Here is a 24142-nt window from a genome sequence, read left to right as displayed (position 1 = left end):
GCCATGACGCGATTGTAGAGAAGTCCGGGCTTGCGTGCATGCTGACCACGCAGGCAAAGGCACGCGGAACCCATGCTCCGGCCAGGTTGCGGCGGCCTCAGTCGTCGCCCAGCTGGGCCAGCAGTTCGGCCTGGTGCTCGGTGATGAGGGCGCTGGTCAGTTCGTCCAGGTCGCCATCCATGATGAAATCGAGCTTGTAGAGCGTCAGGTTGATGCGGTGGTCGGTCATGCGCCCCTGCGGGAAGTTGTAGGTGCGGATGCGCTCGCTGCGGTCGCCCGAGCCGATGAGCGACTTGCGGGTGGCGGCTTCCTTGGATTGCTGCTCGCGCAATTGCACGTCCTTGATCCGGGCGGCCAGTACTTTCATGGCCTGCGCCTTGTTCTTGTGCTGGCTGCGGTCGTCCTGGCATTCCACCACGATGCCGGTCGGCAAATGGGTGATGCGCACGGCCGAATCGGTCTTGTTGATGTGCTGGCCACCGGCCCCGGAGGCGCGGTAGGTATCAATGCGCAGGTCGGCCGGGTTGATGTCCACATCCTCGACCTCATCGGCTTCGGGCATCACGGCCACCGTGCAGGCGGAGGTGTGGATGCGGCCCTGCGTCTCGGTGGCCGGCACGCGCTGCACGCGGTGGCCGCCGGATTCGAACTTCAGGCGCGAATAGGCCCCGAAGCCGGCGATGCGGGCAATCACTTCCTTGTAGCCGCCCAGTTCCGATTCCGAGGCCGAAACGATCTCCACCTGCCAGCGCTGGCGTTCGGCATAACGGGTGTACATGCGCAGCAGGTCGCCGGCGAACAGGGCCGATTCGTCACCTCCGGTGCCGGCGCGGATTTCCAGGAAGATGTTTCGTTCATCATTGGGGTCCTTGGGCAGCAGCATCTTCTGCAGATCCAGCTCCAGCGCCTCCATGCGGGCCTTGGCGCCCTCGATTTCTTCCTGGGCGAAAGCCTTCATATCGGGGTCCGACAGCAGCTCGCCGGCGGTGCGGATATCTTCACTGGCCTGCACATAGTCGTGGTACAGCGCCACCAGCGGACCCAGTTCGGCGTGTTCGCGGGTCATCTTGCGGAAGTTGTCCATGCTGGCGGTGGCATCTTCCTGGGCCAGCAGGCTGTTGAGCTCTTCCAGCCGTTCGGCGAGCTGGTCGAGTTTGGCGAGCATTGAGGGTTTCATGAGGTCGGGAAGTCAGTATCGGTCAGCAATGAGGGGGCGGCGGCAGCCGTCGGCGACGGCGCGAGGATGCCAGCCGCAGGCAGCGGCCAGCGGGGCGGGAGGCGCTAACGCTTGGCGCGGAACAGTTGCGGCAGCAGCGAAGCCAGCTGGCTGCGCTGTTCGCCCTGGGCGTGATGCAGGGCCTGTTGCGGGCCGTGCAGGAACTTGGCGGTCAGGCCCTTGGAGAGGGCGTCCAGCACCGCTTCCACATCCTCGCCCTTGGCCAGCATGCGGCGTGCGCGTTCCAGTTCGGCCAGGCGCAGGGCCTCGCCGGTTTCATGCAGGTCCTGGATCAGCGGCACCATGGCGCGGCTGTCGATCCAGTGCATGAAGGATTGCACCCGGGTTTCGATGATGGCTTCGGCCTGGGCGACCGCCGCCTGGCGGTTTTCGACGCCGCTTTGCACCACCGAGGCCAGGTCGTCCACGGTGTAGAGGAAAACGTCATCCAGCCGCCCGACTTCAGCCTCGATATCACGCGGTACGGCCAGGTCGACCATGAAGATGGGCTTGTGGCGGCGTGCCTTGACGGCCCGTTCCACCAGCCCCAGGCCGATGATGGGCAGCTGCGAGGCGGTACAGGAGACCACGATGTCGAAGCTGGCCAGTTGCGCCGGCAGGTCGGCCAGGCGGATGGCACGGCCGCTGAAGCGATGGGCCAGGGCTTCACCGCGCTCCATGGTGCGGTTGGCCACCGTCAGGGTCTTGGGATTCTGGGCCGCGAAGTGCGTGGCGCACAGTTCGATCATCTCGCCGGCGCCGATGAAGAGCACATTCTGGCCGGAGATCGAATCGAAGATGCGCTGCGACAGGCGCACGGCGGCGGCGGCCATCGAGACGCTGTGCGCGCCGATTTCGGTGGTGCTGCGCACTTCCTTGGCCACCGCAAAGGTGCGCTGGAACAGCTGGTGCAGATAGGTGCCCAGGCCGCCGGCCGCATCAGCCTGGCGGACCGCATCCTTCATCTGGCCCAGGATCTGCGGTTCGCCCAGGACCATCGAGTCCAGCCCGGAGGCCACGCGGAAGGCATGGCGCACGGCATTGTCCTGCGGCAGCGAATACAGGTAGGGACGCAGGTCGGCGTAGGGAATGTGGTGATACTCGGCCAGGAACTGCGCGGTACGGTCGATGGCGAACTCCACCCCGTCTTGCCCGGCGGCCGCAGCGGCATACAGCTCGGTGCGGTTGCAGGTGGAGAGGATGGCGGCTTCGCCTGAGGCCACGATCTTGTCATTGCCGCCAAACCACGTACGCGCGGACGCCACTGCCTGACCGATCTGGTCAGCAGGGAAAGCCACTTTCTCGCGCAGCGAGACCGGCGCGGTAGTGTGGTTGAGTCCGACGGCGAGCAAATGCATGGAAGAATCGACTTTAAGGCAGCAGTGCCGATGAGCTGGGAAATTGCACTTCTATGGCTGTGAACCTGAATGAAAAGCGTACGAAACAATGCAATTCATACAAAATCAGACAGATTCGGCCCCGGTTTTGGGAATAATTATACTCTTTGCCCACTGTCGGGTTGGGACGCCCCCTGATAATCGGTATATGTCCCTGACATGGATCAGGCTTGGCGCAGATGGCCGGGGCGCCGCTGCAACACTGCCCGGCGCTATTCCAGCCGTTCCAGCTGGTAGCCATAGCCGTAGACGGTGGCCAGCTGGTAGCCATTGCCCGGATGCAGCTTGAGCTTGGTGCGGATGCGCGAGACGTGGGTATCGATGGTGCGGGTCGGCGTGTCCGGTTCGGCCCCCCAGATGCGTTCCTGCAGGAAGGCGCGCGACAGCGGGCGTCCCAGGTGCTGCATGAACAGCAGCGCCAGTTCGACTTCCTTGCGGGTGAGCGTGGCATCGAGGCCCGGCCGCTCGGGATGGGTGATGCGCAGGCGCGCCAGGTCGACCATGAAGCCGCCGGCTTCCACCACGCTGGGCGGGGCTTCATAGGGCTGTGCGGCCAGCAGCAGCAGGTCCAGCCGCAGGGCCAGTTCCTGGCGGTCCACCGGCTTGACCAGGAAGTCATCGGCGCCGGCCATGCGCAGGTTGCGCAGCCAGTGCTGGTGGGTGGGGGTGCACAGCAGCAGGACCACCGGCCGCGCCTTGGAGGCCGCCGGCGGACGGTGCTGCTGGACCAGCATGGTGACCGCATGCTGATGCCGCTGCAGGTCGTCCAGATCCAGCACGACCAGGTTGGCGCGGTCGGCACAGGCCGCAGCAAAGCCCTCCACACCGCTGTAGACCTGGCATTCATGGCGATCAGCCAGTTGCGTGACCAGGGTCACGGTATCGGCGTCTTTGGAAAGGATCCCGATTTTCATTGCATCAGTTCAGGGCAGCAGTAAAAGGCAGTCAACGCGCGGCTCCCCGGGCTGGTGGACCGTATTGGCAAAAAGGGCAGCCTCGGCTGCCCTTTTTCTTCATGCCGGGTGTGGCCTGCGCGCTCAGGCCGCCGGTACGTCGCTGTCAGGCAGCACCACGTTCACATCCAGCACTTCCAGGTTGCCCTGGCGGTCCAGCGAGATCTTGATGTCGTCGGCATTGACCTTGGTGTACTTGGAAATGACCTCGATGAGTTCCTTGTGCAGGGCCGGCAGGAAGTCCGGGCCCTGGCGGCCGTTGGAACGCTCGCGGGCGATGATGATCTGCAGCCGCTCCTTCGCCGCCACCGCACTTTTGGGCTTGCTGGGGAACAGGAAAGAAAGCAGGGACATGTCACTTACCTCCGAAGATGCGCTGCAGGAAGCCCGGCTTTTCGTAGGTAGTGAAACGCAGCTCGACGGTCTCGCCGAGGAAGCGCGATACCACGTCCTGGTAGGCCTGGGCCACGTCGCTGTCCCTCATGTGGATGGCGGGGGAGCCCTGGTTGGAGGCCTGCAGCACGGTTTCCGATTCGGGGATGATGCCGATCAGGGGAATGCGCAGGATTTCCTGCACATCGGTATAGGACAGCATCTCGCCGTCTTCCACGCGCTTGGGCGAGTAGCGGGTGATGAGCAGGTGTTCCTTGACCGGCTCGCCGCCCGAGGAGGCACGGCGCGACTTGGCCTGGATGATGCCGAGGATGCGGTCCGAGTCACGCACCGACGACACTTCCGGGTTGGAGACCACGATGGCTTCGTCGGCGAAGGTCAGCGCCATCACCGCGCCGTGCTCGATGCCGGCCGGGGAGTCGCAGATGATGTACTCGAAGTCCATCTTGGAGAGGTCGTTCAAGACCCGCTCCACGCCTTCTTCGGAGAGGGCGTCCTTGTCGCGGGTTTGCGAGGCCGGCAGGATGAACAGGTTGTCGCAGTGCTTGTCCTTGATCAGGGCCTGGTTCAGGGTGGCTTCCTTGTTGATCACGTTGATCAGGTCGTAGACCACGCGGCGTTCGCAGCCCATGATCAGGTCCAGGTTGCGCAGACCGACGTCGAAGTCGATCACGGCCGTCTTGTGGCCGCGCATGGCCAGGCCCGATGCGAAACTGGCGCTGGACGTCGTTTTGCCGACGCCGCCCTTACCCGAAGTCACAACGATGATTTTTGCCACGAAAAACTCCTTAAGAAGAACAGTACGCCGGCGGTTCCGGCTGGATTCGTTTAAATGATTTACGCCGCAGCCTTACGATGCCGCCATCGGCAGCACGTCGATGCGTTCGCCCTGCAGGCGCACTTGCACCTGCTTGCCGGCGAGCTCGGGCGCATGACCGTTCTCGAAGGTCCGATAGACCCCCGCAATGGAAACCAGTTCCGCTTCCAGTGAAGCGGCGAAGATGCGCGCGCTCGTATTGCCCGAGGCACCGGCCAGGGCACGGCCGCGCAGCGGTGCGTAGACGTGGATGCAGCCATCGGCAATGAGCTCGGCGCCGTTGTTGACTACGGCCAGCACCACCAGGTCGGCGCCGCGCGCATAGATGCGCTGGCCGGCGCGCACCGGGGTGTCGATGACCACGGTGTTGGCCACCGGAGCCGGGGCGGGCTGGGGCGCGGGCGCGGCCGCAGCTGCGGGGGCGGCTGCCGGTGCCGGGGCCGGCTCGGCTTCCTGGGCGGCCGCCTCTTGCGCACGTGCATTGGCGGTGCCGGCGCCGGCCACGGCCGAGTTGTCGATGGCCAGGCCCTGGGCAACGATGCCGCTGTGCAACTCTTCGGGCGCATTGCGCACGGCCACCGTATTCAAGCGGAAGCGCTTGAACAGGGCCACCACGGCGCTCCAGTCGATGGCCGCAGCGGCGGCTGCATCCAGGGTGCCGATGTCCAGCACCGCGAATTCGTCTTCGAAGAAATCGGCGACGCCGCCAGTCATTTCCTTCAGGGCTTTTTCCAGCGAAGTCGGATCGGTTTCATGCAGGATTGCCGAAATGGCAACTACAGTGGAAATTTTGATTTCGATCGGTTTGCGCGCTTTTTGCATAAATCCTGTAGTTCAATGCGGCGGAAAGTGAAGGAAAATGCAGGCTTTCCACCCGGTTTGGCTGTGCATTATACAGGCTGGATGCGGCTGCGAAAGCGGTGGAGCGGGGGTTTTCGGCGAGCCGATAGTAAGGCGGCCAAGACTGTTCGGAGATTCGGCAAAAGTTGCAGCCGTGAAGATTTCTGAGAGAAAAGTGACCCGGCGAAAGCGCACTTTGCCAAAAAAAACCGCCAGCACCTCGCGATGCCAGCGGTCTTCATCAAGTCCGCCCCGGCCGCCTGACAGCAGCGCCGGGGGGGGCAAGCCGAAAAATCAGCCCGGTACCTTGCCGTCCACGCCCTCGACGTAGAACTTGATGCCGTGCAGGAAGCCGTCATCAGCCACGGCGTCCTTGCCCAGCACTTCCTTGCCGGCGTTGTCCTTGATCGGACCCTTCCAGATCGGGGCCGTGCCGTCGACGATGCCCTTCTTGCGCTCTTCCACCAGCGTCTTCACGTCGGCCGGCAGTTCAGGATTGAAGGCGGCCAGGTCGATGCCGGTTTCCTTCAGGCCGATCCAGCTGGTGCTGCTCTTCCAGGAGCCATCCAGCACGGCTTGCACGCGTGCGGTGTAATACACGCCCCAGTTGATCATCGAGGCAGCCAGGTGGGCCTTGGGGCCGAAGCTGGTCATGTCGCTGTCCCAGCCGAAGGCATACACGCCCTTTTCCTGCGCGGTCTGCACCACGGCTGCGGAGTCGGTGTTTTGCATCAGCACGTCCACGCCCTGGCCGATCAGGGTGGTGGCGGCTTCACGTTCCTTGCCCGGATCGAACCACTTGTTGACCCACACCACGGCGGTGGTGGCCTTCGGATTGACCGAGCGCGCACCCAGGGTGAAGGAGTCGATGTTGCGGATCACTTCGGGAATTGGCACCGAGGCCACCACGCCCAGCTTGCCGGACTTGCTCATCTTGCCCGCGACCACGCCAGCCAGGTAAGCGCCTTCATAGGTGCGCACGTCGTATTGCGCCAGGTTGTCGGCAGTCTTGAAGCCGGTGGCGTGTTCGAACTTCACCTCCGGGAATTCCTTGGCGACCTTGAGCATGGCTTCCATGTAGCCGAAGGTGGTGCCGAAGATCAGCTTGTTGCCGTCGGTAGCCAGCTGGCGGAAGACGCGCTCGGCATCCGCTGCGGATTCAGGAATGTTTTCCACGAAGGTGGTCTTGACCTTGTCGCCGAATTTTTCTTCGACAGCCTTGCGGCCCTTGTCATGCGCGAAGGTCCAGCCGGCGTCGCCCACCGGGCCGATGTAGACGAAGGCGACCTTCAGCGGATCAGCCGCCGGTGCAGCAGCAGCCGGCGCAGCAGCGGGCGCGGCGGCAGCGGGTTCTTCCTTCTTGCCGCAACCGATCAGGGTTGCTGCCGCCAGGGTGGCGAGCATCGTCAAGGATGCCCTGCGCGAAATCTTCATTGTGTTCTCCCTCAAGGTCAGTGGATAAATGCAAGTGCTGCTACAAAAACGGAATAAATGAGCTAAATGATTTAAACGATATAAACGATATAAATAGTTCAGGAGGCGCCCGGGCGGAACGGCTTGCCCAGCGAGGCCGGCATGTTCAGGCGGATCCAGTCGGGGTTGCGCGAGATCAGCGCCAGCACCACGATGGTGGCCAGGTACGGGGCCATCGACAGGATCTGCGAGGGCACCGTCACGCCCATGCCCTGCAGGTAGAACTGGGCGATGGTGACGCCGCCGAACAGCAGCGAACCCAGCAAGACCCGTGCCGGACGCCAGGTGGCGAACGCGGTCAGGGCCAGTGCGATCCAGCCGCGTCCGGCCACCAGGCCTTCGACCCACATCGGGGTATAGACCAGCGACATGTAGGCCCCCGCCAGGCCGCAGCAGGCGCCGCCGAACAGCAGCGCCAGGTAGCGGATGCCACGCACCGAATAGCCCAGCGCATGCGCCGATTCCGGCGACTCGCCCACGGCACGCAAGACCAGCCCGGCCCGCGTGCGATACAAGAACCAGATGCTGGCCAGGCACAGCGCGAAAGCCACATAGCTCATCCAGTGCTGGTGGAACAGCGCCTTGCCCAGGAAGGGGATATCGCCCAGCAGCGGGATCGAATTCGGTTGCGCCGGCAACGCCAGTCCGACGAAGCGCTGGCCGACAAAGGCCGACAGGCCCGCGCCGAAGATCGACAGCGCCAGGCCGGTGGCGACCTGGTTGGTGGCCAGGCGCAGCGCCAGCCAGGCGAAGAGCGTGGCCATGAGCATGCCGCAGACGGCGCCGGCAACAAAGCCGAGCAGCGGGCTCTTGGTGGCATAGCCGACCGCAAAGCCGGCGATGGCCGCCACCAGCATCATGCCTTCGGCGCCCAGGTTGAGCACGCCGGAGCGTTCATTGATCAACAGCCCGATGGCTGCCAGCAGCAGGGGCGTGCCGGCATTGATGGAGGCTGCGATGAGAGGGGCGAGTTGTTCCATGTCCTGTCCTGATTCCTTAGACTTTCTTTTTCCACGCCAGGCGGTAATCGATGAGCGTATCGCAGGCCAGCAGCAGGAACAGCAGCATGCCCTGGAACACGCCCGTGATGGCCGAGGGCAGGCCCAGGCGCGACTGCGCCAGCTCGCCGCCCAGGTACAGCAGCGACATGATCAGTCCGCCCAGGATCGCGCCCACCGGATGCAGGCGGCCGATGAAGGCCACGATGATGGCGGCGAAACCATAGCCCGGCGACACCGACGGCAACAGCTGACCGATCGGACCGGCGATCTCGAAGGCCCCTGCCAGTCCCGCAAAGGCCCCCGAGATCAGCAGCGACACCCACAAGGCCGAGCGTGCCGAGAAGCCCGCATAGCGCGCCGCATGCGGCGCCACGCCACCAACCATGAGCGAGAAGCCGCGCAGGCTGCGCATCATGAAGATCGCCATCAGGATGGCCGCCACGATGGCCACCGCAAAGCCGATATGCAGGCGCGTGCCCGACATCAGCATGGGCAGCATGAATTCGCCGGAGAACACCTTCGATTGCGGGAAGTTCATGCCATTGGGATCCTTCAGCGGACCATTGACGGCCCACATCAGCAGCAGCTGCGCCACATAGGTCAGCATCAGCGAGACCAGGATTTCATTGGCATTGAACTGGTCGCGCAGGTAAGCCGTGATGGCCGCCCACAAGGCCCCGCCGATGACCCCGGCCACGATCATGAGCACCAGCCCCATGCCGCCGGAAATGCCGTGCCCCGGCACATCCAGCCACACCAGCATGGCCCCCGAGCAGAGCGCACCGACCGTGAACTGGCCTTCGGCACCGATGTTCCAGATGCTGGCGCGGAAGCACACCGCCAGCCCCAGCGCGCACAGGATCAGCGGTACGGACTTGAGCAGCAGCTCGCTGATGGCGCGCTTGCCATTGAAGGGATCGATCAGGAACACCTTCAGTCCGGCCAGCGGATCCTTGCCCAGTGCCAGGAACAGCAGCGCACCGAGGAACAAGGTGGCGACGATGGCGATCACCGGCGACAGATAGGTCATGGTTTTGGATGGCGCACCGCGCAGTTCCAGACGCAGCGGGAAGCTCATGCGTTCAGCCATGGTTCACCTCCGCAGCAGCGGCGGCCGGTTCGTCCCACAGGCCGCTCATCCACACGCCCACCTGTTCGCGCGTGGCCTGTTCGATGGGGATGGAGGGCGACAGGCGCCCCTTGGCGATGACATGCAGGCGATCACATAATGCGAATAATTCGTCAAGTTCTTCCGAGATCACCAGCACTGCACAACCTTCCTGTTTCAGTTTCAAGATTTCGCCGTGGATCTGGGCGGCGGCACCGACGTCCACCCCCCAGGTCGGCTGGGCCACCACGAAGACGGCGGGTTTGCGTTCCATTTCGCGGCCGACGATGAATTTCTGCAGGTTGCCGCCCGAGAGGCTCTTGGCCGGCGCATCCGGTCCTGCTGCCTTGACCTTGAAGCGTTCAATGATGGAGGCCGCAGCACGGCGCGTAAAACCGAAGTCGATCATGCCGCGCTTCACGTAGGGCGCTTTCTGATGCGACAGCAGCATGTTGGCCGTGAGCGACAGCGTAGGCACGGCACCGCGTCCCAGGCGTTCTTCCGGCACCAGGCCCAGGCCGGCCGCGCGGCGCGGATTGGGCGAGAGGTCGCCCACGGCCTTGCCGGCCAGCATGATCATGTTGGGCGCAGCGCGCTGGTCTTCGCCCGAGAGCGCCGCCAGCAGCTCCTGTTGGCCGTTGCCCGAGACCCCGGCGATGCCGACGATTTCACCGGCGCGCACTTCGCATTCGATGTCCTTCAGTTCGGTGGCAAACAGATGCGCCTTGGGCAGCGAGAGACGATTGACGTGCAGCTTGCGTTCATTGCGCAGCGAATCGGGATTGCGTTCGCGCTGCAGGCGCACCAGTTCGTCGCCGATCATCATGCGTGAAAGGCTGGCGCTGCTCTCATTGCGCGGATCGCAATTGCCGGTCACGCGGCCACCGCGCATGACGGTAGCGCTGTGGCACAGCGCGCGGATTTCGTCGAGCTTGTGGCTGATGTAGAGGATGCTGCAACCCTCGTCGGCCAGGCGGCGCAGGGTGACGAAGAGTTTTTCCACGGCCTGGGGCGTGAGCACCGAGGTCGGCTCGTCCAGGATCAGCAGTTGCGGTTCGGTCAGCAGCGCGCGCACGATTTCCACGCGCTGGCGTTCACCGACCGACAAGGTATGCACATGGCGCTGCGGTTCCAGCTCCAGGCCGTATTTTTCGCCGGTGCGGGTGATGCGTTCGGCCAGTTCCTTGAGGTCGGTCTTGGCATCCAGGCCCAGGGCGATGTTCTCGGTCACGGTCAGCGTATCGAACAGTGAGAAATGCTGGAACACCATCGCAATGCCCAGCTTGCGCGCCACCTGTGGATTGGCGATCTGCACGGTCTCACCGTTCCAGCGCAGTTCGCCGGCATCCGGCTTGACGGCGCCGAAAATGATTTTCATCAGCGTGGACTTGCCCGCGCCGTTCTCCCCGAGCACGGCGTGGATCTCGCCGGGCGCCACCGCCAGGCTGACATCGTCATTGGCCAGCACGCCCGGGTAGGCCTTGCGCACATGGCTGATTTCAAGACGGAGTGGAACTGCGCTCACGTGATTTCCCTGTGGTGATGAATGTGGTCATGTCGAAATGCAACGCGGTCCGCGTGCCTGCGGCCGCCGCGAGCGCCCCTGCGGCTCGCACGCGCGACATCATAGACAAATTGCGCCGCGCCGCATACCGCTTTTGCCGGGTTTTGCGCCCCTGTTGCGGCGTTACGGCCCGATTTACCTCATTTTCCCCGATGCGCCCAGCCGGTGGTGCGTTTCTCGATGATGGCAAACAGCTCGTACATGGCCATGGCCATGGCCCCGATCACCACCAGCCCGGCAAAGGCCAGCGGCATCTTCATCGACGATCCGGCCGAGACCAGCAGGTAGCCGATGCCCTGGTTGGAGGCATTCATTTCCGACACGGTCGAGCCCACGAAAGCCAGCGTGATGGCCACCTTCAGGGAGGCAAAGAAATACGGCATCGAACGCGGCAGGCCGACCTTGAGCAGGATGTCCATGCGGCGCGCGCCCAGCACGCGCAGGACGTCTTCCAGCTCCGGTTCCAGCGTGGCCAGGCCGGTGGCGATGTTGACCATGATGGGGAAGAAGGAGATCAGGAAAGCCGTCAGGATGGCCGGCCCTGCGCCGATGCCGAACCAGACCACCAGCACCGGCACGAAGGCCGCCTTGGGCAAGGCATTGAAGGCCGTCATGAGCGGGTAGGCGGCGGCATAGAGCATGGGTGAAGATCCGATCACGAAGCCCAGCGTCACACCGACCGCCACGGCGATGGCGAAGCCCACCATGGTGACCCAAAAGGTCGAGAGGGCATGTTCGGTGATCGGGCCGGCGTAATCCACCATGGCCTGCAGGATGGAAGCGGGGCTGGGGAAAATGAAGTCGGAGACCTGCCACACGCTGCAGATGAATTGCCACACGCCCAGGATGGCGAGCAGCAGGATCCAGGGCGCCAGCGTGGTGGCGGCGCGGTTGAGTTTGCCGTTGAACGGAGTTTTCATGAGTTTCCTTGGCCGGGCCTGGTCGTGGTCAGGTATTGCGCACGTGGCCGATGTGCTCGCGCAGTTCATGCACCAGCGCGTTGAAGCCGTCGGTATAAGTGGTTTCCAGCGGGCAGGGACGCGGCAGCGGGTTTTCCCGCCGCACCACGATACGGCCCGGGCGCTTGCTCATCACGTAAATGGTGTCGGCCAGGAAGGCCGCCTCGCGCAGGTCGTGCGTGACCAGGATGACGTTGAAGCGGCGCTCGGCCCACAGGTCGCGCAGCACGCACCACAGTTCTTCGCGGGTGAAGGCATCGAGTGCGCCGAAGGGTTCGTCCAGCAACAGCATCTTGGGTTCGTGGATCAGCGCGCGGCAGATCGAGGCGCGTTGCTGCATGCCACCCGAGAGTTGCCACGGGAATTTGTCGGCATAGCCATCCAGCCCCACAGTCTTGAGCAGCTTGAGCGCACGTTCGGTGTACTCGGCCTTCTTCTGCTTGAAGTCGCGCCGGTAGGGTTCGACGATCTCCAGCGGCAGCAGCACGTTTTCCAGCGTGGTGCGCCAGGGCAACAGGGTCGGGGCCTGGAAGGCCATGCCCACGAACTTGAGCGGGCCCGTGACCGTCTGGCCGTTGATGACGACGCTGCCGCGATTGGGCTGTTTCAAGCCCGTGGCCAGCTTCATGAAGGTGGACTTGCCGCAGCCGGACGGCCCGACGATGGCGATGAACTCGCCTGCACGGGTCTGCAGGTCGATGTCTTCCACCGCAAATTCGGCGGCGCCATCATAGGCCAGGTAGACGTGGCGGAAATCGACGAAGGGTTCGCTCATGAATGCTTCAGTCAAGGAGTAATTTAGTAAACGATATAAATGATTTACTTGGGGAACACGTCCAGCTCGGCCTTGCCCGGCAGGAAGCTGCCATTCCAGATCTTGTCGGCGTTGACGCGGGTCTTGGTGCCATAGGCGTCCGAGACTTGCGAGGCCATGAGCGTGAGGCGCGGACCGAAGACCTGGCCATAGCCTTCCGACTTGGCGTGGGGTGTGGCGATGGCGCTGGCGATGGCCAGTTTCAGGCGGCGCAGTTCCAGCTTTTCATCGATGAGGCCATCGCGTTCCTTCAGGACCTTGATGGCGGCTTCCGGGTTGGCCATCACGTCGCGGCTGGCCTTGGCGAAGGCGCGCAGGAAGCCCTTGATGGCTTCCGGCTTCTGCTTGACCATGGTCTCGGAGGCGATGATGGTATTGCCGTACAGGCGCACGCCGTAGTCCGGATACATCATGACGTTGATGTCTTCATCCTTGATGCCGCGCGCATTCAGGTTCAGGAGCGAGGTGAAATAGAAGCCGGTGATGGCATCCACATCGCCGCGCGCCAGCATGGTTTCGCGCAGCGGCGGGTCCATGCTGGTCCATTGCGCCTTGGTGGCATCGAGGCCATTGGCCTTGGCGAAGATGGGATAAGCGCGGCGGCCGGCGTCGAACACCGGTGCGCCCAGCTTCTTGCCGGCCAGGTCCGCCGGTTTCTTGATGCCGGATTTCTTGAGCGAGAACACTGCGGCCGGCGTGTCGTTGTAGACCATCATCACGGCCACCGGCTTGCCCGGGGCATCGGGATTGTTGGCGGTGAATTCCATGAGGGCGGCCATGTCGGCAAAGCCCATGTCATAGGTGCCGGAGGCCACGCGGTTGACCGCATTGCCGGAGCCGTTGCCGGCGTCGATGGTGACATCCAGTTTTTCCTGCGCGAAGTAGCCCTTGGACTTGGCCACCAGGAACAGGGCGGCCGGTCCTTCGAAGCGCCAGTCCAGCTGGAACTTGACCTTGGTTTCCTGCGCCAGCGCCAGCGAGGAGCTGGCCGCCAGTACCAGGCCGAGAACGGTGGTGCCGAGTTTGAAGAGCTTGCTGGAATGCACGATGGACTTCCTTCCTTGTTCGTTTCAATGTCAGATCCCGGAGCTTCAATAGCATTTAATGTGCCAAGCCCGCCTGCGGTTCGCGTCTGCCCGGCTTTCGCGGGCGCGGCAGAGGGCAGGCCGTCGGCAAGGGCGCCGCAGATGATCGACAGCCGCTTTTCTTTTTGTCGACAATCAAAAAATTCATTTGCGACAATTTGGTGCTTGTCTGCACCTAAGTAGAAAAAAATGCACTAAAAAAATTTGGCTTACAGGGCTGTAAGGCAGATGGCATGCGCCTCCCGGGCGATTTTGTCGGATCGCGCATCGTTGCCACGATTGTCGACAATGCGAGTCGCCATGCAACTAACTCCCTGCTGAGGGCTTGGGAAAGTGCGCGGACTCGGCTAGGATTGCGCCCCGGCGCGCGGGGCGCAGCGCTCGATGCAGCGATGTGCGGCTCGCTTTGGGGATCATCGATCAGCTACTTCAGGTGGACGCGATCGCGTGTGCAAAGGGCCGGCTTGGGGGCTGGCACGGGCTTTGCGTAAACGCTGCCGTCGGTGCGGGTGTCGGCAATGCTGTCAGCAATTTGCCAGACCTTATTTGACGAGGGCAAGCACACGAGGAGTACCGGTGTCGATGCTGTGGCGGGGAGAGTGCAGGGCGCCGCAGGATGCGAACCGGTCTCCGGTTCAACAGCCATTTTTTTAGACAAGCAATACAGGGAGAAACTTATGAAGAAGGGTATCAAGGGGAAGTACTGGATGATGGCAGCCGTGGTGGCTTCGGCGGCATGTAGCCTGTCGGCGCAGGCGGCTGACTGGGCCGACAACTCGATCGGCTACCGTTACGGCACGAAGTTTGCCGAGCCCTTCAACACGCAGGACATTACCAAGAACATCGTCAACTTCCAGCACGCCAGCGGCTACAAGTACGGTACCAACTTCCTGAACGTGGACCTGCTGATGTCGGACCGCAAGGATGACAATGCCCAGGAAGCCTATATCACCTATCGCCACACCCTGGACATCGGCAAGATCAGCGGCAAGGACCTGTCCTTCGGCCCGGCGCGCGGCGTGGGCTTTACGCTGGGCTTTGACTGGAACACCAAGAACGACAACAGCTACGCTTCCAAGAAGCGCATGCTGGTGGTCGGTCCGACCCTGATGATGGATGTGCCCGGTTTCCTGAACGTGAGCGTGCTGGCGCTGTTTGAAAGCAATCAGCCCAAGGGCATCACCAGCCGTTACACCTACGATACGCACCCGATGCTGAACCTGGCCTGGGGTATCCCGCTGGGTTCGACCGGCCTGGCTTTCGAAGGCTACATGAACTACATCGCTGCCAAGGGCAAGAACGAGTTCGGCGGTTCGACCGGTCCCGAAGTCAACTTCGACGGCCAGGTCATGTATGACGTGGGCACGGCGCTGGGCCTGGGCAAGAACACCTTCCGCGTGGGTCTGGAATACCAATACTGGCGCAACAAGTTCGGCAACCCGCACACCGTGCCGGGCTCGCTGGCCAAGACCCCGATGGTGCGCGCCGAGTATCACTTCTAAGTCCGGTTGATCCGGCTGCTTGCAGCATCATGGCGATGCCGGGTCTTCGGATCCGGCATTTTTATTGGGCGCACGCCCCAGGCCGGGAATTGGCTACACTGTGGCTGGCCGGTGGCGCTCAGGGTGCTATGTTGTTTGCCATATGTGGGCTATAGGTTTTCAGGCATGAGGTATCGGCCAGGCTGATATCTAATTGCTGGGTTTTGAACAGGATGGGGCTTGCGCTGTGCGGCCTTCGTCATCAACAGGGATTTGAGAGCGGAGCATCATGGAAGCATACCTACTTGACTGGCTGAACCTGCTGCTGCGCTGGCTGCACGTGATCACGGCGATTGCCTGGATCGGTTCTTCCTTCTATTTCGTCTGGCTGGACAACAGCCTGGTGGCGCCGACCGATCCCGAGCTCAAGGAGAAGGGCGTCGGGGGCGAGCTGTGGGCGGTGCATGGCGGCGGTTTCTACAATCCGCAAAAGTATCTTCTTGCACCCAAGGTGTTGCCGGAGCATCTGCACTGGTTTTATTGGGAGTCTTACAGTACCTGGCTGTCGGGCTTTGCCTTGTTTTCGCTGCTGTATCTCTTCAATGCGAACGTCTTTTTGGTGGATCGCAATGTGTTCGACATGTCGGCGTCGATGGCGGGCGGAACGGCCATCGCCTTCCTGGTCTTCAACTGGCTGATCTATGACGCCATCTGCAGCACCATCGGGGATCGGCCGGGGGCGGATCGGCTGGTCAATATTCTGGTCGGGTTGCAGGTGATCGTTTCGGTTTGGGCAGCCTGCCATTTGTTCTCGGGGCGGGCGGCGTTCCTCATCAGCGGGGCATCCCTTGCCACCATCATGAGCGCGAACGTGCTGGTGTGGATCATTCCGGGGCAGCGCAAGATGGTCGCTTCCATGCGCGCCGGCCAGGCGCCCGATCCGATTCATGGCAAGCGCGGCAAGCAGCGCAGCGTTCACAATACCTACTTCACCTTGCCGGTGCTCTTTGCCATGCTGTCCAATCACTACAGCATGACTTACAGCGCGCCGCATAACTGGATTGTCTTGTTGTGCATCATGGCTGCCGGTGCCTTGATCCGGCAGTTCTTCGTGTTACGGCACAAGGGGGTTTATAACTGGTGGTATCCGGGGATTGCTGTTGCACTGCTGCTGGCGGTGATCTTGTGGATGAGTCCTGCCATGCAGTCCAAGCCGGTGGCTGCTGTTGCTCCTTCTTCCTCTGCTGAGGCTGCTTCTGCTGCTCCTGCTGGCGAAGCTGTGGCTGCAGGGTCGTTTGCCCAAGTCCAGCAAGTCATCCAGGCACGATGCATCCAGTGCCATGCCGCCAAACCTACCCTCATGCCTGTACCCGGCAAAGGCGTGCTGCTCGATTCGCCTGAACATATCTCCCAGCACGCTCAGCAGATCTATCAACAGGCTGTCGTGCAGAAGGCCATGCCTTTAGGGAACATGACCCAGATCACCGACGATGAACGCGCCATCATCGGGAAGTGGTTCGAAAGCGGCGCTCCCGTTAAATGATGATTTGATTGCTTGGTGGCTTGGTAGACTGCTTTTCTGGGTTTGTGGTTTGGGGCAGTCTGCACGGAATTTCTTCCTGCGCTCTAGCTTAATTGTGTTCTCTCTCCGGTCGGGAGAACGCGCCGGGGGCGGCCCGGCAGCCGCTCACTTTTCTTGTCTCGCCAAGAAAAGTAAGCAAAAGAAGGCGACCCCAAAGAGCCAGCCCTCCTTCGGAGGGTCCCCGTCGCAGCGAAGCGAAAAGTGGGAAGGATAGAGTCGCTTCGCTCCCACTATCCTTCTGATCCACTTTTCGCTCCGCTGCGACGGCTGGCTCTATGGGGACGGCAACCCCCACGGGCTCGCCTCCGGCCTCGCGGGGTCTCCGACTCGCCTTCGGCTTTGCGTTGGCTCGCCTGCGGCATCGACCGGTCGATCGTTTTCACTCCCGCTCTGGGTTTTGGTTTTTTCCTTTTTGTTTTTTTCTAAATAATTTCCGTCCGTTCGTCCTGAGTAGTCGCGCAGCGACGAATAAGGCTAGAGAACGCCAAGGCAAAGCCGAAGGCGAGTCGGAGATGTTGCGAGGCCGAAGGCGAGCCGTTTCGGCCGTCCGCATCTGCGCCGCCGCTTCAGCACCCAATAAAACGGATCAGAAAAATAACCGGAGCGAAGCGACTTTATTTTTCCCGTTTTATTGGGTGCTGAAGCGGGGACCCTCCGAAGGAGGGCGGCGCAGTTGCGGTCGCCTTCTTTTGCTTACTTTTCTTGGCGAGACAAGAAAAGTGAGCGGCTGCCGGCAGAAGCAGTGCTTCTGCCCCCCGGCGCGTTCTCCCGACCGGAGAGAGATAAGAATTAAGCTAGAGCGCGGGAAGAAATTCCGTGCAGACTACCCCAAACCGCAAAACCAACACCGAAAAAAATACCGCCCGAAGACCTCAAAGCCTCCGAGCGGCATTCAACAATTCATTCCAAAACAGAATAAATCAACGCTCCGAAAATGGATGCGTCTTCTTCCAGTGTTCAGCGATATCGATGCGCCGGCAGATCCAGACCTTGTCGTGTGACTGCACGTAATCCAGGAAGCGCTGCAGGGCGCGGAATCGTCCAGGCCGTCCAAGCAAGCGGCAATGCATCCCGATGGACAGCATCTTCGGCGCCTCTTCCCCTTCTTCGTAGAGCACGTCGAAACTATCCTTGAGGTACTGGTAGAAGTGCTCGCTGGTATTGAACCCTTGAGGCGTAGCAAACCGCATGTCATTGGAATCGAGCGTATAAGGCACCACCAGATGCGGTGCCTTTACTCCACCGCTGGTCTCGACTTCAGTCCAGAACGGCAGATCATCCCCGTAGTAATCGGAGTCATAGGCAAAGCCCCCATGCTCCACGACCAGCTGCCGCGTGTTGGGCGAATCCCGTCCCGTGTACCAGCCCAGCGGCGCGCTCCCGGTGAGCTCACGGAAGATCTGCACCGCCTCCTGCATATGCGAGCGCTCGGTCTCGATATCCATGTTCTGATAATGAATCCACTTCAAGCCATGGCAAGCGATCTCATGCCCCAGCTCCTGGAACGCCTGCGTGACCTCCGGCGAACGCTGCAAGGCCGTAGCCACGCCGAAGATGGTCATCGGCAGACCACGCTTCTCGAACTCGCGCAGGATGCGCCACACCCCCACCCGCGACCCATATTCGTAAATCGATTCCATCGACATGTGCCGCGCCGGATAAGCCGCCGCCCCCACGATCTCGGAGAGGAATTGCTCCGATGCAGGATCGCCATGCAAGACGCAATTCTCGCCGCCTTCTTCATAATTCAGCACGAATTGCAAAGCCACCCGCGCCTGGCCGGGCCAGCGCGCGTGCGGCGGGTTGCGGCCGTAACCGGCCAGGTCGCGAGGGTAAGTTTGTTGCTGTGACATAAGTTCTTCGTTTGGCTGTCAAGAAAGGAAATCGCAGCGCCCGACCACAGCGCCGCAGGGAAAATCACACACGTGCAAAACCGCTGAGCAATCCATGATAAGCCTTGGGCAAGGGCCGCGCCCACTCACCACCCTTGGCCGTGCCCAGCCCCAGCGCCACCAGCGACTCCGCCAGCTTGACCGCTGCGGTCACGCCGTCGATCACCGGTGCACCAATGTCACGGCCAATGGCCGCACACAGGTCGGCCATGCCGGCACACCCCAGCACGATGGCCTCGGCCCCGTCTTCAGCCAGCGCACGCCGGCACTCGTCGGTAATGCGCGCCCGCGCATCGGAAGCCGGATTCTCCAGCTCCAGCACCGCAATCTCGCAAGCACGCACGTTACGGCAAAAACGCTGCATGCCGTAACGCTCGGCCAGATGCCAGGCCATGCCGCTGGTGCGCGCCAGCGTGGTCACCACCGAGAAGGAGGGGGCGACCAGGCTGGCCATGTGCATCGCCGCTTCGGCAATCCCGATCACCGGTCCCCGCGCCAGCTCGCGCGCGGCCGACAAACCAGGATCACCAAAACAGGCAATCACGTAGGCGTCCACACCTTCGCGCTCGCCCTGCTCGATTTCCTGCAGCAGGCCCGGCACGGCCAGCGCCTCGTCATAGTGGCTCTCGATGGAGGCCGGCCCCATCTGCGGACTCACGCCCGTGATCTCGGTGCCGGGCGCCGCGACCTGACGCGCGCAGGAGGTCATGGCCTCGGTCATGCTCAGGGTGGTGTTGGGATTGATCAGCTTGATGCGCATGCTTGTTCCTTGATGCAATGAAGTCCAGGTCGGCGACGCTCAACGCTTGCGCGCAAACATCAGGTAGAACCCCGCGCCCAGCGCCGCACCGATGAACCACGAGAAGTCCGCTGCTTTGCGCAGCTGCGGCAGCATCACGCAGGCCACACAGATGGCAGCCGCCAAGACCAGCGCCTTGACCGCATCACGATTGACGCCATTGGTGTACCAGTAGCGGCCTTCAGGACGCATGGTGTAGAGATCCTCGACCTTCACCTGGCGTTGCTTGACCAGGTAGTAGTCCGACAGCAGGATGCCGTACAGCGGGCCGATGAAGCCGCCCAGTACATCCAGCGTGTAGTGGATCACTTCCGGATTGCCAAACAGGTTCCAGGGCGTGATGAAGATCGAGGCAGTGGCCGCGATCATGCCGCCGGCGCGCCAGCTGATGCGGCTGGGCGAGAGGTTGGAAAAGTCGAAGGCGGCCGAGACGAAATTGGCCACGATGTTGATGCCGATGGTGGCCGTCAGGAAGGTCAGCGCACCGATCACGGCAGCAGTCGTGCTGTCGATGCGCGAGACGGTTTCCACCGGGTCGGTGATCAGCTCGCCAAAGACGGCGATGGTGGCCGAAGTCGTCACCACCGTTACGATCGAGAAGGCCAGGAAGTTGACCGGCAGGCCCCAGAAGTTGCCGCGCTTCACATCGGCGAAGGTATGGCAGTAGCGGGAGAAGTCGCCGAAGTTGAGCATCGGCCCCGAGAAGTAGGAGACCACCAGCGAGATCGCCGTGATCATCACCGAGACCGCCGCCCAGCCGCTGTACTTGATCTCGCCCAGGTTCAGGCCGACATTCTGCCAGCCGGCCTTGTAGATCATCCAGCCCGCCAGGATGAACATGACCACATAGACCGCCGGACCGGCAAAGTCGATGAACTTCTTGATGGTCTCCATGCCGTTCCAGAACACCAGCGCCTGCAACACCCACAGCAGCAGGAAGCCGCCCCAGCCCAGCGTGGAGAGGCCGGCGAAGGAGTGCACATGGACATCGGCATAGGGCTTCAATTCCGGGAAGAACTTCAGCACCACCACCACGAAGGCGGCCGAGGCCAGGTAGGTCTGGATGCCATACCAGGCCACCGCGATCAGGCCGCGGATCATGGCCGGGACGTTGGCACCCAAGACGCCAAAGGACAGGCGGCTCATCACCGGATAAGGCACGCCATGCGCCTGGCTGGGACGCGCCACCAGGTTGCAGAGCAGATAGACGATGCTGATGCCGATCAACAGCGAGATCAGCACCTGCCAGCTGGTCAGACCCAGGGCGAACAGGCTGCCGGCAAACACGTAGCCGCCCACGCTGTGCACGTCGGACATCCAGAAGGCAAAGATGTTGTAGGAACCCCAGGTCTGTTTCTTCAGCGGGGCAAGGTCTTCATTGGTCAGGCGCGCATCGTCGGCGCCGGCGAGATAGGCGCCGGGTGCAGCGGAGGGGGAAGCGTCGGTAGTCATGGCCGGTCTCCATCAGAGAGAAAGGTTGGGTGAAACGAATCACGCCCGGCCGCAGCCGGGCTGTTCAACGGACTTCCTGCATGCTCTTGTCGGCATGGTGGTGGTCACACGGTCGGTATTGCCTTCGGCCGCGCGACGTGGCCCTGTTTGTTTCTCACTTCCTTCTTCCATCTTCCTGACCCTCCCTGGCGGGAAAATCAGGGTGTGCGCGCCGGCCCGTGGGTCACAGTCCCTTGCCGAGCACGGCACGCAGATCGAACTGATCATCCGCATCCGGCCGTACCCGGTCCTCGCACAAATGCAAGTGATGTGCCATATGCGACTGGGCAGCGGCAACGTCGCCTTTTTCCAGCGCTTCCAGCACGGTCTCGTGTTCATCGAAGGAGCAGGCGTTGTGGCCCGGCGCCTCCGTCTTGGCAATCATCAGCGTGGTGCGCGAGACCAGCTTGCGCAGCGTCTCCACCAGCAGCGCATTGCCGGTCAGCTCCGCCAGCGCCAGGTGGAACTGGGCAGAAAGCCGGATCCAGCGCGGCCGGTCACCGTTCAGATAGCAATCCCGCTCTTCCTCCACCATGCGCCGCAAGCCGGCGATCTGGCGTGTCCCCGCCTCGCGCCCCACCTTCTCCAGCACCGCATGTTCGAGGATGTTGCGCAACTCGAACATGTCGCGCACCTCGGCATGCGAAGGGCTGGCGATGAAGGCGCCCCGGTTGGCTTCCAGATCCACCATGCCCTCCGAAGCCAGGCGCGAAAGCACCTTGCGCACCGTGTGGCGGGCCGTGTCGTAGATCTGGCACAGGGTCTGCTCGGTCAGCTTGGTACGCGGCGGCAGGCGGTGTTCCATGATCGCGTCATAGATGTCCTGGTACATCCTCTCCTCGACCGCTCCCGTGCTTTCGCGCTCGCGCGCACTGGCGCGGGCCGGGGCGGCAGGGGGGCGGGCGGTTTTGCTGGCTTTGTTCATGATGCTCATGCTCTGGCTGGAATGACTGTCTGGAAGGTCTTGCCGGTCAACAACGAGGCGCATGGATCGTCAACAATCTGAAAATCGATTTGCAACAAAACGGGGCTCATTCTGCACCAAAAAGAATGCCCTGTGACCCTCTTTGGGTCACTGTCTGTGCGACTTTCGATGCTGCGATGCAGCGCCGATGGGGCAAACTTCCCTTGTGAACAATGGCGTACCGCATGCTGCATGGCGTAATCTTGGTTTCAGAAATTGTTGTCAATCCTTGTGATCGATTGCGGCAAAAACGGGTGGTCAATGGTGTCGGTGGCGCGCTGCAAAAGACGGGCCGGACCGTCGCCAATTCCCTCTCACGCCCATGCAAGAAGCGTGCTTGACCGCAAGGGATATGAAAACGCCCGGCACATGGCCGGGCGCGGTGTTGCAAGCTGCGGCAGGTTCAGTGGCTGGCGGCGTACTGTTCCAGCTCCTGGTGCAGGGTGGCCTTGTCTTCGTCGGACAGGAAGCAGGCGTCGATGCCATTGCGTGCCAGCTGCAGCACCTGCTCGCGCGAGAGGTTCAGCGAGCGGGCCACGGCGTGGTAGTTGGCGTTCATGTAGCCGCCGAAGTAGGCCGGGTCGTCGGAGTTGACGGTCACGGCCAGGCCGGCATCGAGCAGGCGCGCCAGGTTGTGCTCGGCCATATCCTTGACCACGCACAGCTTCAGGTTCGACAGCGGGCACACCGTCAGCGGCGTGCGCTGTTGCGCCAGGCGCTGCATCAGGGCCGGGTCTTCTTCGCTGCGCACGCCGTGGTCAATGCGTTCGACGTGCAGCACGTCCAGTGCGCCGATCACGTAGGCGGCCGGGCCTTCTTCGCCAGCGTGCGCCACCAAGCGGAAACCCAGCTCACGGCAGCGCGCGTAGACGCGTTCGAACTTCTCCGGCGGATTGCCGCGTTCGGAGGAATCCAGGCCGATGCCCAGCCACAGGTCGGCGTACTGCTCGCGCAGCGGCAGGGCCGCTTCCAGGGTGGCAAAGGCGTCCTCTTCGGAGAGATGGCGCAGGAAGGACATGATCATCACGCTGCCGAAGCCATCGCGGCGGCGCGCATCGCGCAGGGCGGCGGCGATGCCGGCGAACACGGTAGCGATCGCGATGCCACGCTCGGTGTGGGTTTGCGGATCGAAGAAGATCTCCGCATGGCGCACGTTGTCGGCTTGCGCGCGGGCAATGTAGGCCGCGGTCATGTCGTAGAAGTCCTGCTCGGTGCGCAGCACGTTGGCGCCGGCGTAGTAGAGATCGAGGAAGGACTGCAGGTCGCTGAAGTTGTAGGCCGCGCGCAGGTCTTCGACCGAAGCGTAGGGCAGGGCGACATTGTTGCGCTGGGCCAGGGCGAACATCAGCTCGGGTTCCAGCGTGCCTTCGATGTGCAGGTGCAGTTCGGTTTTGGGCAGGCCGGCGATGAAACCGTCCAGCGCGGCGCCGGTAGCGGAGGAAGAAATGACAGCTGAGCTCATGGAAACGACCCTTCAAAAATGGCAGAAACAGGGAAGGCAGGCGCGGGAAAACACCCGTGGGAGCCGCGCGACACCTCGCCGCGCCAGCTTATCCGCCTTCCGGACCCCGCATTATCACGCAAATCGCATACCTGGCTCCACAAAGGTAAAGGCCGGTATGCCGCTGAACCAAAGCGGCCGCCCGGGTTCTGAGCAGCAGCGTGGCTGGCTCCCGCTGGGCGGGACTTTGACGGAGATGCAAGGAATTCTCGCCAGCATCGGGCAAGACATGTTTAAATGCTAAGCTTCTTGGGGGAAACGAATGCGCAAGTCGATCAGGGAAAGCATGCAGTGGATCGTGGGTGGCACCGTACTGGCGGCCATTTCGGGTTGTTCGGTGATGCCATGGACGGAAGCCGAGGATCCGACGATAGTCCCCTACAAGACCATACTCAGCGGTTCCTATCAAGGTTTCCTGAAGAACTGGGATGAGCAGCGCCAACCGGTTTTTTGTGCGCTCATCCGCAGCCGCGCCGAGTGGGACCGCTGGATGCAGCCGGCCCCGGTGATGAATGACAACCGCCCTTTCGGTCCTTCGGCCGATCATTTTGAACGCAAGCAATACCTGGTGGTGGCCCGCAGCATGAGCGCCCCGGATGCGGCCGAGCGTCCCCATGTCTTCACGCCCTTGTCGCTGCGTCTGCGTGACGGCACCCTGCGCCTGAATTACCTCTACCGCGCACCGGCTTCCGGTGCCTCGTATCGCATCAAGGATTACCTGATGGTGGCCATTCCCAAGGAACGGTTCACGACGGGGCCGGTGGTGTTTTATGAGAATGACCGGAAGGTGTGTGAAGTCGACCGATGATTCG

At 62.4% G+C, this 24142-nt stretch carries 21 protein-coding genes; 3 read left to right on the top strand and 18 right to left on the bottom strand.

The window, feature by feature from the left end; all coding sequences use genetic code 11:
* Positions 1–97: 97 nt before the first annotated feature.
* The 13 genes from prfA to ACLRDN_RS22055 form a co-directional block, all read right to left on the bottom strand.
* Positions 98–1177, bottom strand: coding sequence for a peptide chain release factor 1 (prfA, locus tag ACLRDN_RS22115; RefSeq protein WP_413458018.1), 1080 nt, complete (start codon positions 1175–1177; stop codon positions 98–100).
* Positions 1178–1281: 104 nt separating this feature from the next.
* Positions 1282–2574: a glutamyl-tRNA reductase gene (gene hemA / locus ACLRDN_RS22110; RefSeq protein WP_413458017.1), complete on the bottom strand. Its 1293-nt coding sequence runs from the start codon at positions 2572–2574 to the stop codon at positions 1282–1284.
* A gap of 251 nt (positions 2575–2825) precedes the next feature.
* Entirely contained in the window at positions 2826–3527 is a 702-nt protein-coding gene (locus ACLRDN_RS22105) for a winged helix-turn-helix domain-containing protein (protein WP_413458016.1), read from the bottom strand.
* Between the two features lie 123 nt (positions 3528–3650).
* Positions 3651–3920 (bottom strand): cell division topological specificity factor MinE, encoded by a 270-nt coding sequence (minE, locus tag ACLRDN_RS22100; RefSeq protein WP_006465131.1) that lies wholly within the window; start codon positions 3918–3920, stop codon positions 3651–3653.
* Between the two features lies 1 nt (position 3921).
* On the bottom strand, positions 3922–4737 hold the full coding sequence (gene minD, locus ACLRDN_RS22095) for a septum site-determining protein MinD (RefSeq protein ID WP_413458015.1): 816 nt from the start codon (positions 4735–4737) through the stop codon (positions 3922–3924).
* 72 nt (positions 4738–4809) lie between these two features.
* Positions 4810–5598 (bottom strand): septum site-determining protein MinC, encoded by a 789-nt coding sequence (minC, locus tag ACLRDN_RS22090; RefSeq protein WP_413458014.1) that lies wholly within the window; start codon positions 5596–5598, stop codon positions 4810–4812.
* Positions 5599–5910: 312 nt separating this feature from the next.
* Positions 5911–7050, bottom strand: coding sequence for a BMP family ABC transporter substrate-binding protein (locus ACLRDN_RS22085; protein ID WP_413458013.1), 1140 nt, complete (start codon positions 7048–7050; stop codon positions 5911–5913).
* Positions 7051–7148: 98 nt separating this feature from the next.
* Positions 7149–8069, bottom strand: coding sequence for an ABC transporter permease (locus ACLRDN_RS22080; protein ID WP_034332726.1), 921 nt, complete (start codon positions 8067–8069; stop codon positions 7149–7151).
* Positions 8070–8085: 16 nt separating this feature from the next.
* Entirely contained in the window at positions 8086–9180 is a 1095-nt protein-coding gene (locus ACLRDN_RS22075; RefSeq protein ID WP_413458012.1) for an ABC transporter permease, read from the bottom strand.
* Entirely contained in the window at positions 9173–10723 is a 1551-nt protein-coding gene (locus tag ACLRDN_RS22070; RefSeq protein ID WP_039783683.1) for an ABC transporter ATP-binding protein, read from the bottom strand. The genes ACLRDN_RS22075 and ACLRDN_RS22070 overlap by 8 nt, the downstream gene beginning before the upstream one ends.
* A 179-nt stretch (positions 10724–10902) precedes the next feature.
* Positions 10903–11682: an ABC transporter permease gene (locus ACLRDN_RS22065; protein WP_134223561.1), complete on the bottom strand. Its 780-nt coding sequence runs from the start codon at positions 11680–11682 to the stop codon at positions 10903–10905.
* A 28-nt stretch (positions 11683–11710) separates the two neighbouring features.
* Positions 11711–12496, bottom strand: a complete 786-nt coding sequence (locus ACLRDN_RS22060) for an ABC transporter ATP-binding protein (protein WP_088755050.1) — start codon at positions 12494–12496, stop codon at positions 11711–11713.
* Positions 12497–12540: 44 nt separating this feature from the next.
* Positions 12541–13581 carry an ABC transporter substrate-binding protein gene (locus tag ACLRDN_RS22055; RefSeq protein ID WP_413458011.1) on the bottom strand — a complete coding sequence of 347 codons (1041 nt, stop codon included), beginning with the start codon at positions 13579–13581 and terminating at the stop codon, positions 12541–12543.
* A gap of 716 nt (positions 13582–14297) precedes the next feature.
* Between ACLRDN_RS22055 and ACLRDN_RS22050 the strand changes: the two genes are divergently transcribed.
* Both ACLRDN_RS22050 and ACLRDN_RS22045 read left to right on the top strand, forming a co-directional pair.
* Entirely contained in the window at positions 14298–15122 is an 825-nt protein-coding gene (locus ACLRDN_RS22050) for an outer envelope protein (RefSeq protein WP_413458010.1), read from the top strand.
* A 268-nt stretch (positions 15123–15390) separates the two neighbouring features.
* The gene (locus tag ACLRDN_RS22045) at positions 15391–16644 is read left to right on the top strand and encodes a urate hydroxylase PuuD (RefSeq protein ID WP_413458009.1); all 1254 of its coding nucleotides are present in this window, start codon (positions 15391–15393) and stop codon (positions 16642–16644) included.
* A gap of 959 nt (positions 16645–17603) precedes the next feature.
* On the opposite strand, the gene puuE is transcribed toward ACLRDN_RS22045, so the two are convergent.
* The 5 genes from puuE to ACLRDN_RS22020 all read right to left on the bottom strand — a co-directional run bounded on the left by puuE (position 17604) and on the right by ACLRDN_RS22020 (position 23291).
* A complete protein-coding gene (gene puuE / locus ACLRDN_RS22040; protein WP_413458008.1) occupies positions 17604–18536 on the bottom strand; it encodes an allantoinase PuuE in 933 nt (310 codons plus the stop codon).
* A 64-nt stretch (positions 18537–18600) separates the two neighbouring features.
* A complete protein-coding gene (locus ACLRDN_RS22035; protein WP_413458007.1) occupies positions 18601–19335 on the bottom strand; it encodes an aspartate/glutamate racemase family protein in 735 nt (244 codons plus the stop codon).
* Positions 19336–19374: 39 nt separating this feature from the next.
* Positions 19375–20826 carry an NCS1 family nucleobase:cation symporter-1 gene (locus tag ACLRDN_RS22030; RefSeq protein ID WP_413458006.1) on the bottom strand — a complete coding sequence of 484 codons (1452 nt, stop codon included), beginning with the start codon at positions 20824–20826 and terminating at the stop codon, positions 19375–19377.
* A gap of 223 nt (positions 20827–21049) precedes the next feature.
* Complete coding sequence (locus ACLRDN_RS22025) at positions 21050–21790, bottom strand: GntR family transcriptional regulator (RefSeq protein WP_034334381.1); 741 nt, start codon at positions 21788–21790, stop codon at positions 21050–21052.
* A gap of 442 nt (positions 21791–22232) precedes the next feature.
* Positions 22233–23291 carry an adenosine deaminase gene (locus ACLRDN_RS22020; protein WP_413458005.1) on the bottom strand — a complete coding sequence of 353 codons (1059 nt, stop codon included), beginning with the start codon at positions 23289–23291 and terminating at the stop codon, positions 22233–22235.
* Positions 23292–23592: 301 nt separating this feature from the next.
* Between ACLRDN_RS22020 and ACLRDN_RS22015 the strand changes: the two genes are divergently transcribed.
* Entirely contained in the window at positions 23593–24138 is a 546-nt protein-coding gene (locus ACLRDN_RS22015) for a hypothetical protein (protein ID WP_413458004.1), read from the top strand.
* Positions 24139–24142: the final 4 nt, after the last annotated feature.

Source organism: Herbaspirillum huttiense (assembly GCF_047300815.1).
In the GTDB taxonomy this organism is placed as follows: Bacteria; Pseudomonadota; Gammaproteobacteria; order Burkholderiales; family Burkholderiaceae_D; genus Herbaspirillum; species Herbaspirillum huttiense_A.
Note: the sequence above shows the minus strand (reverse complement) of the source record. Positions and strands in the feature narration are given on the sequence as shown.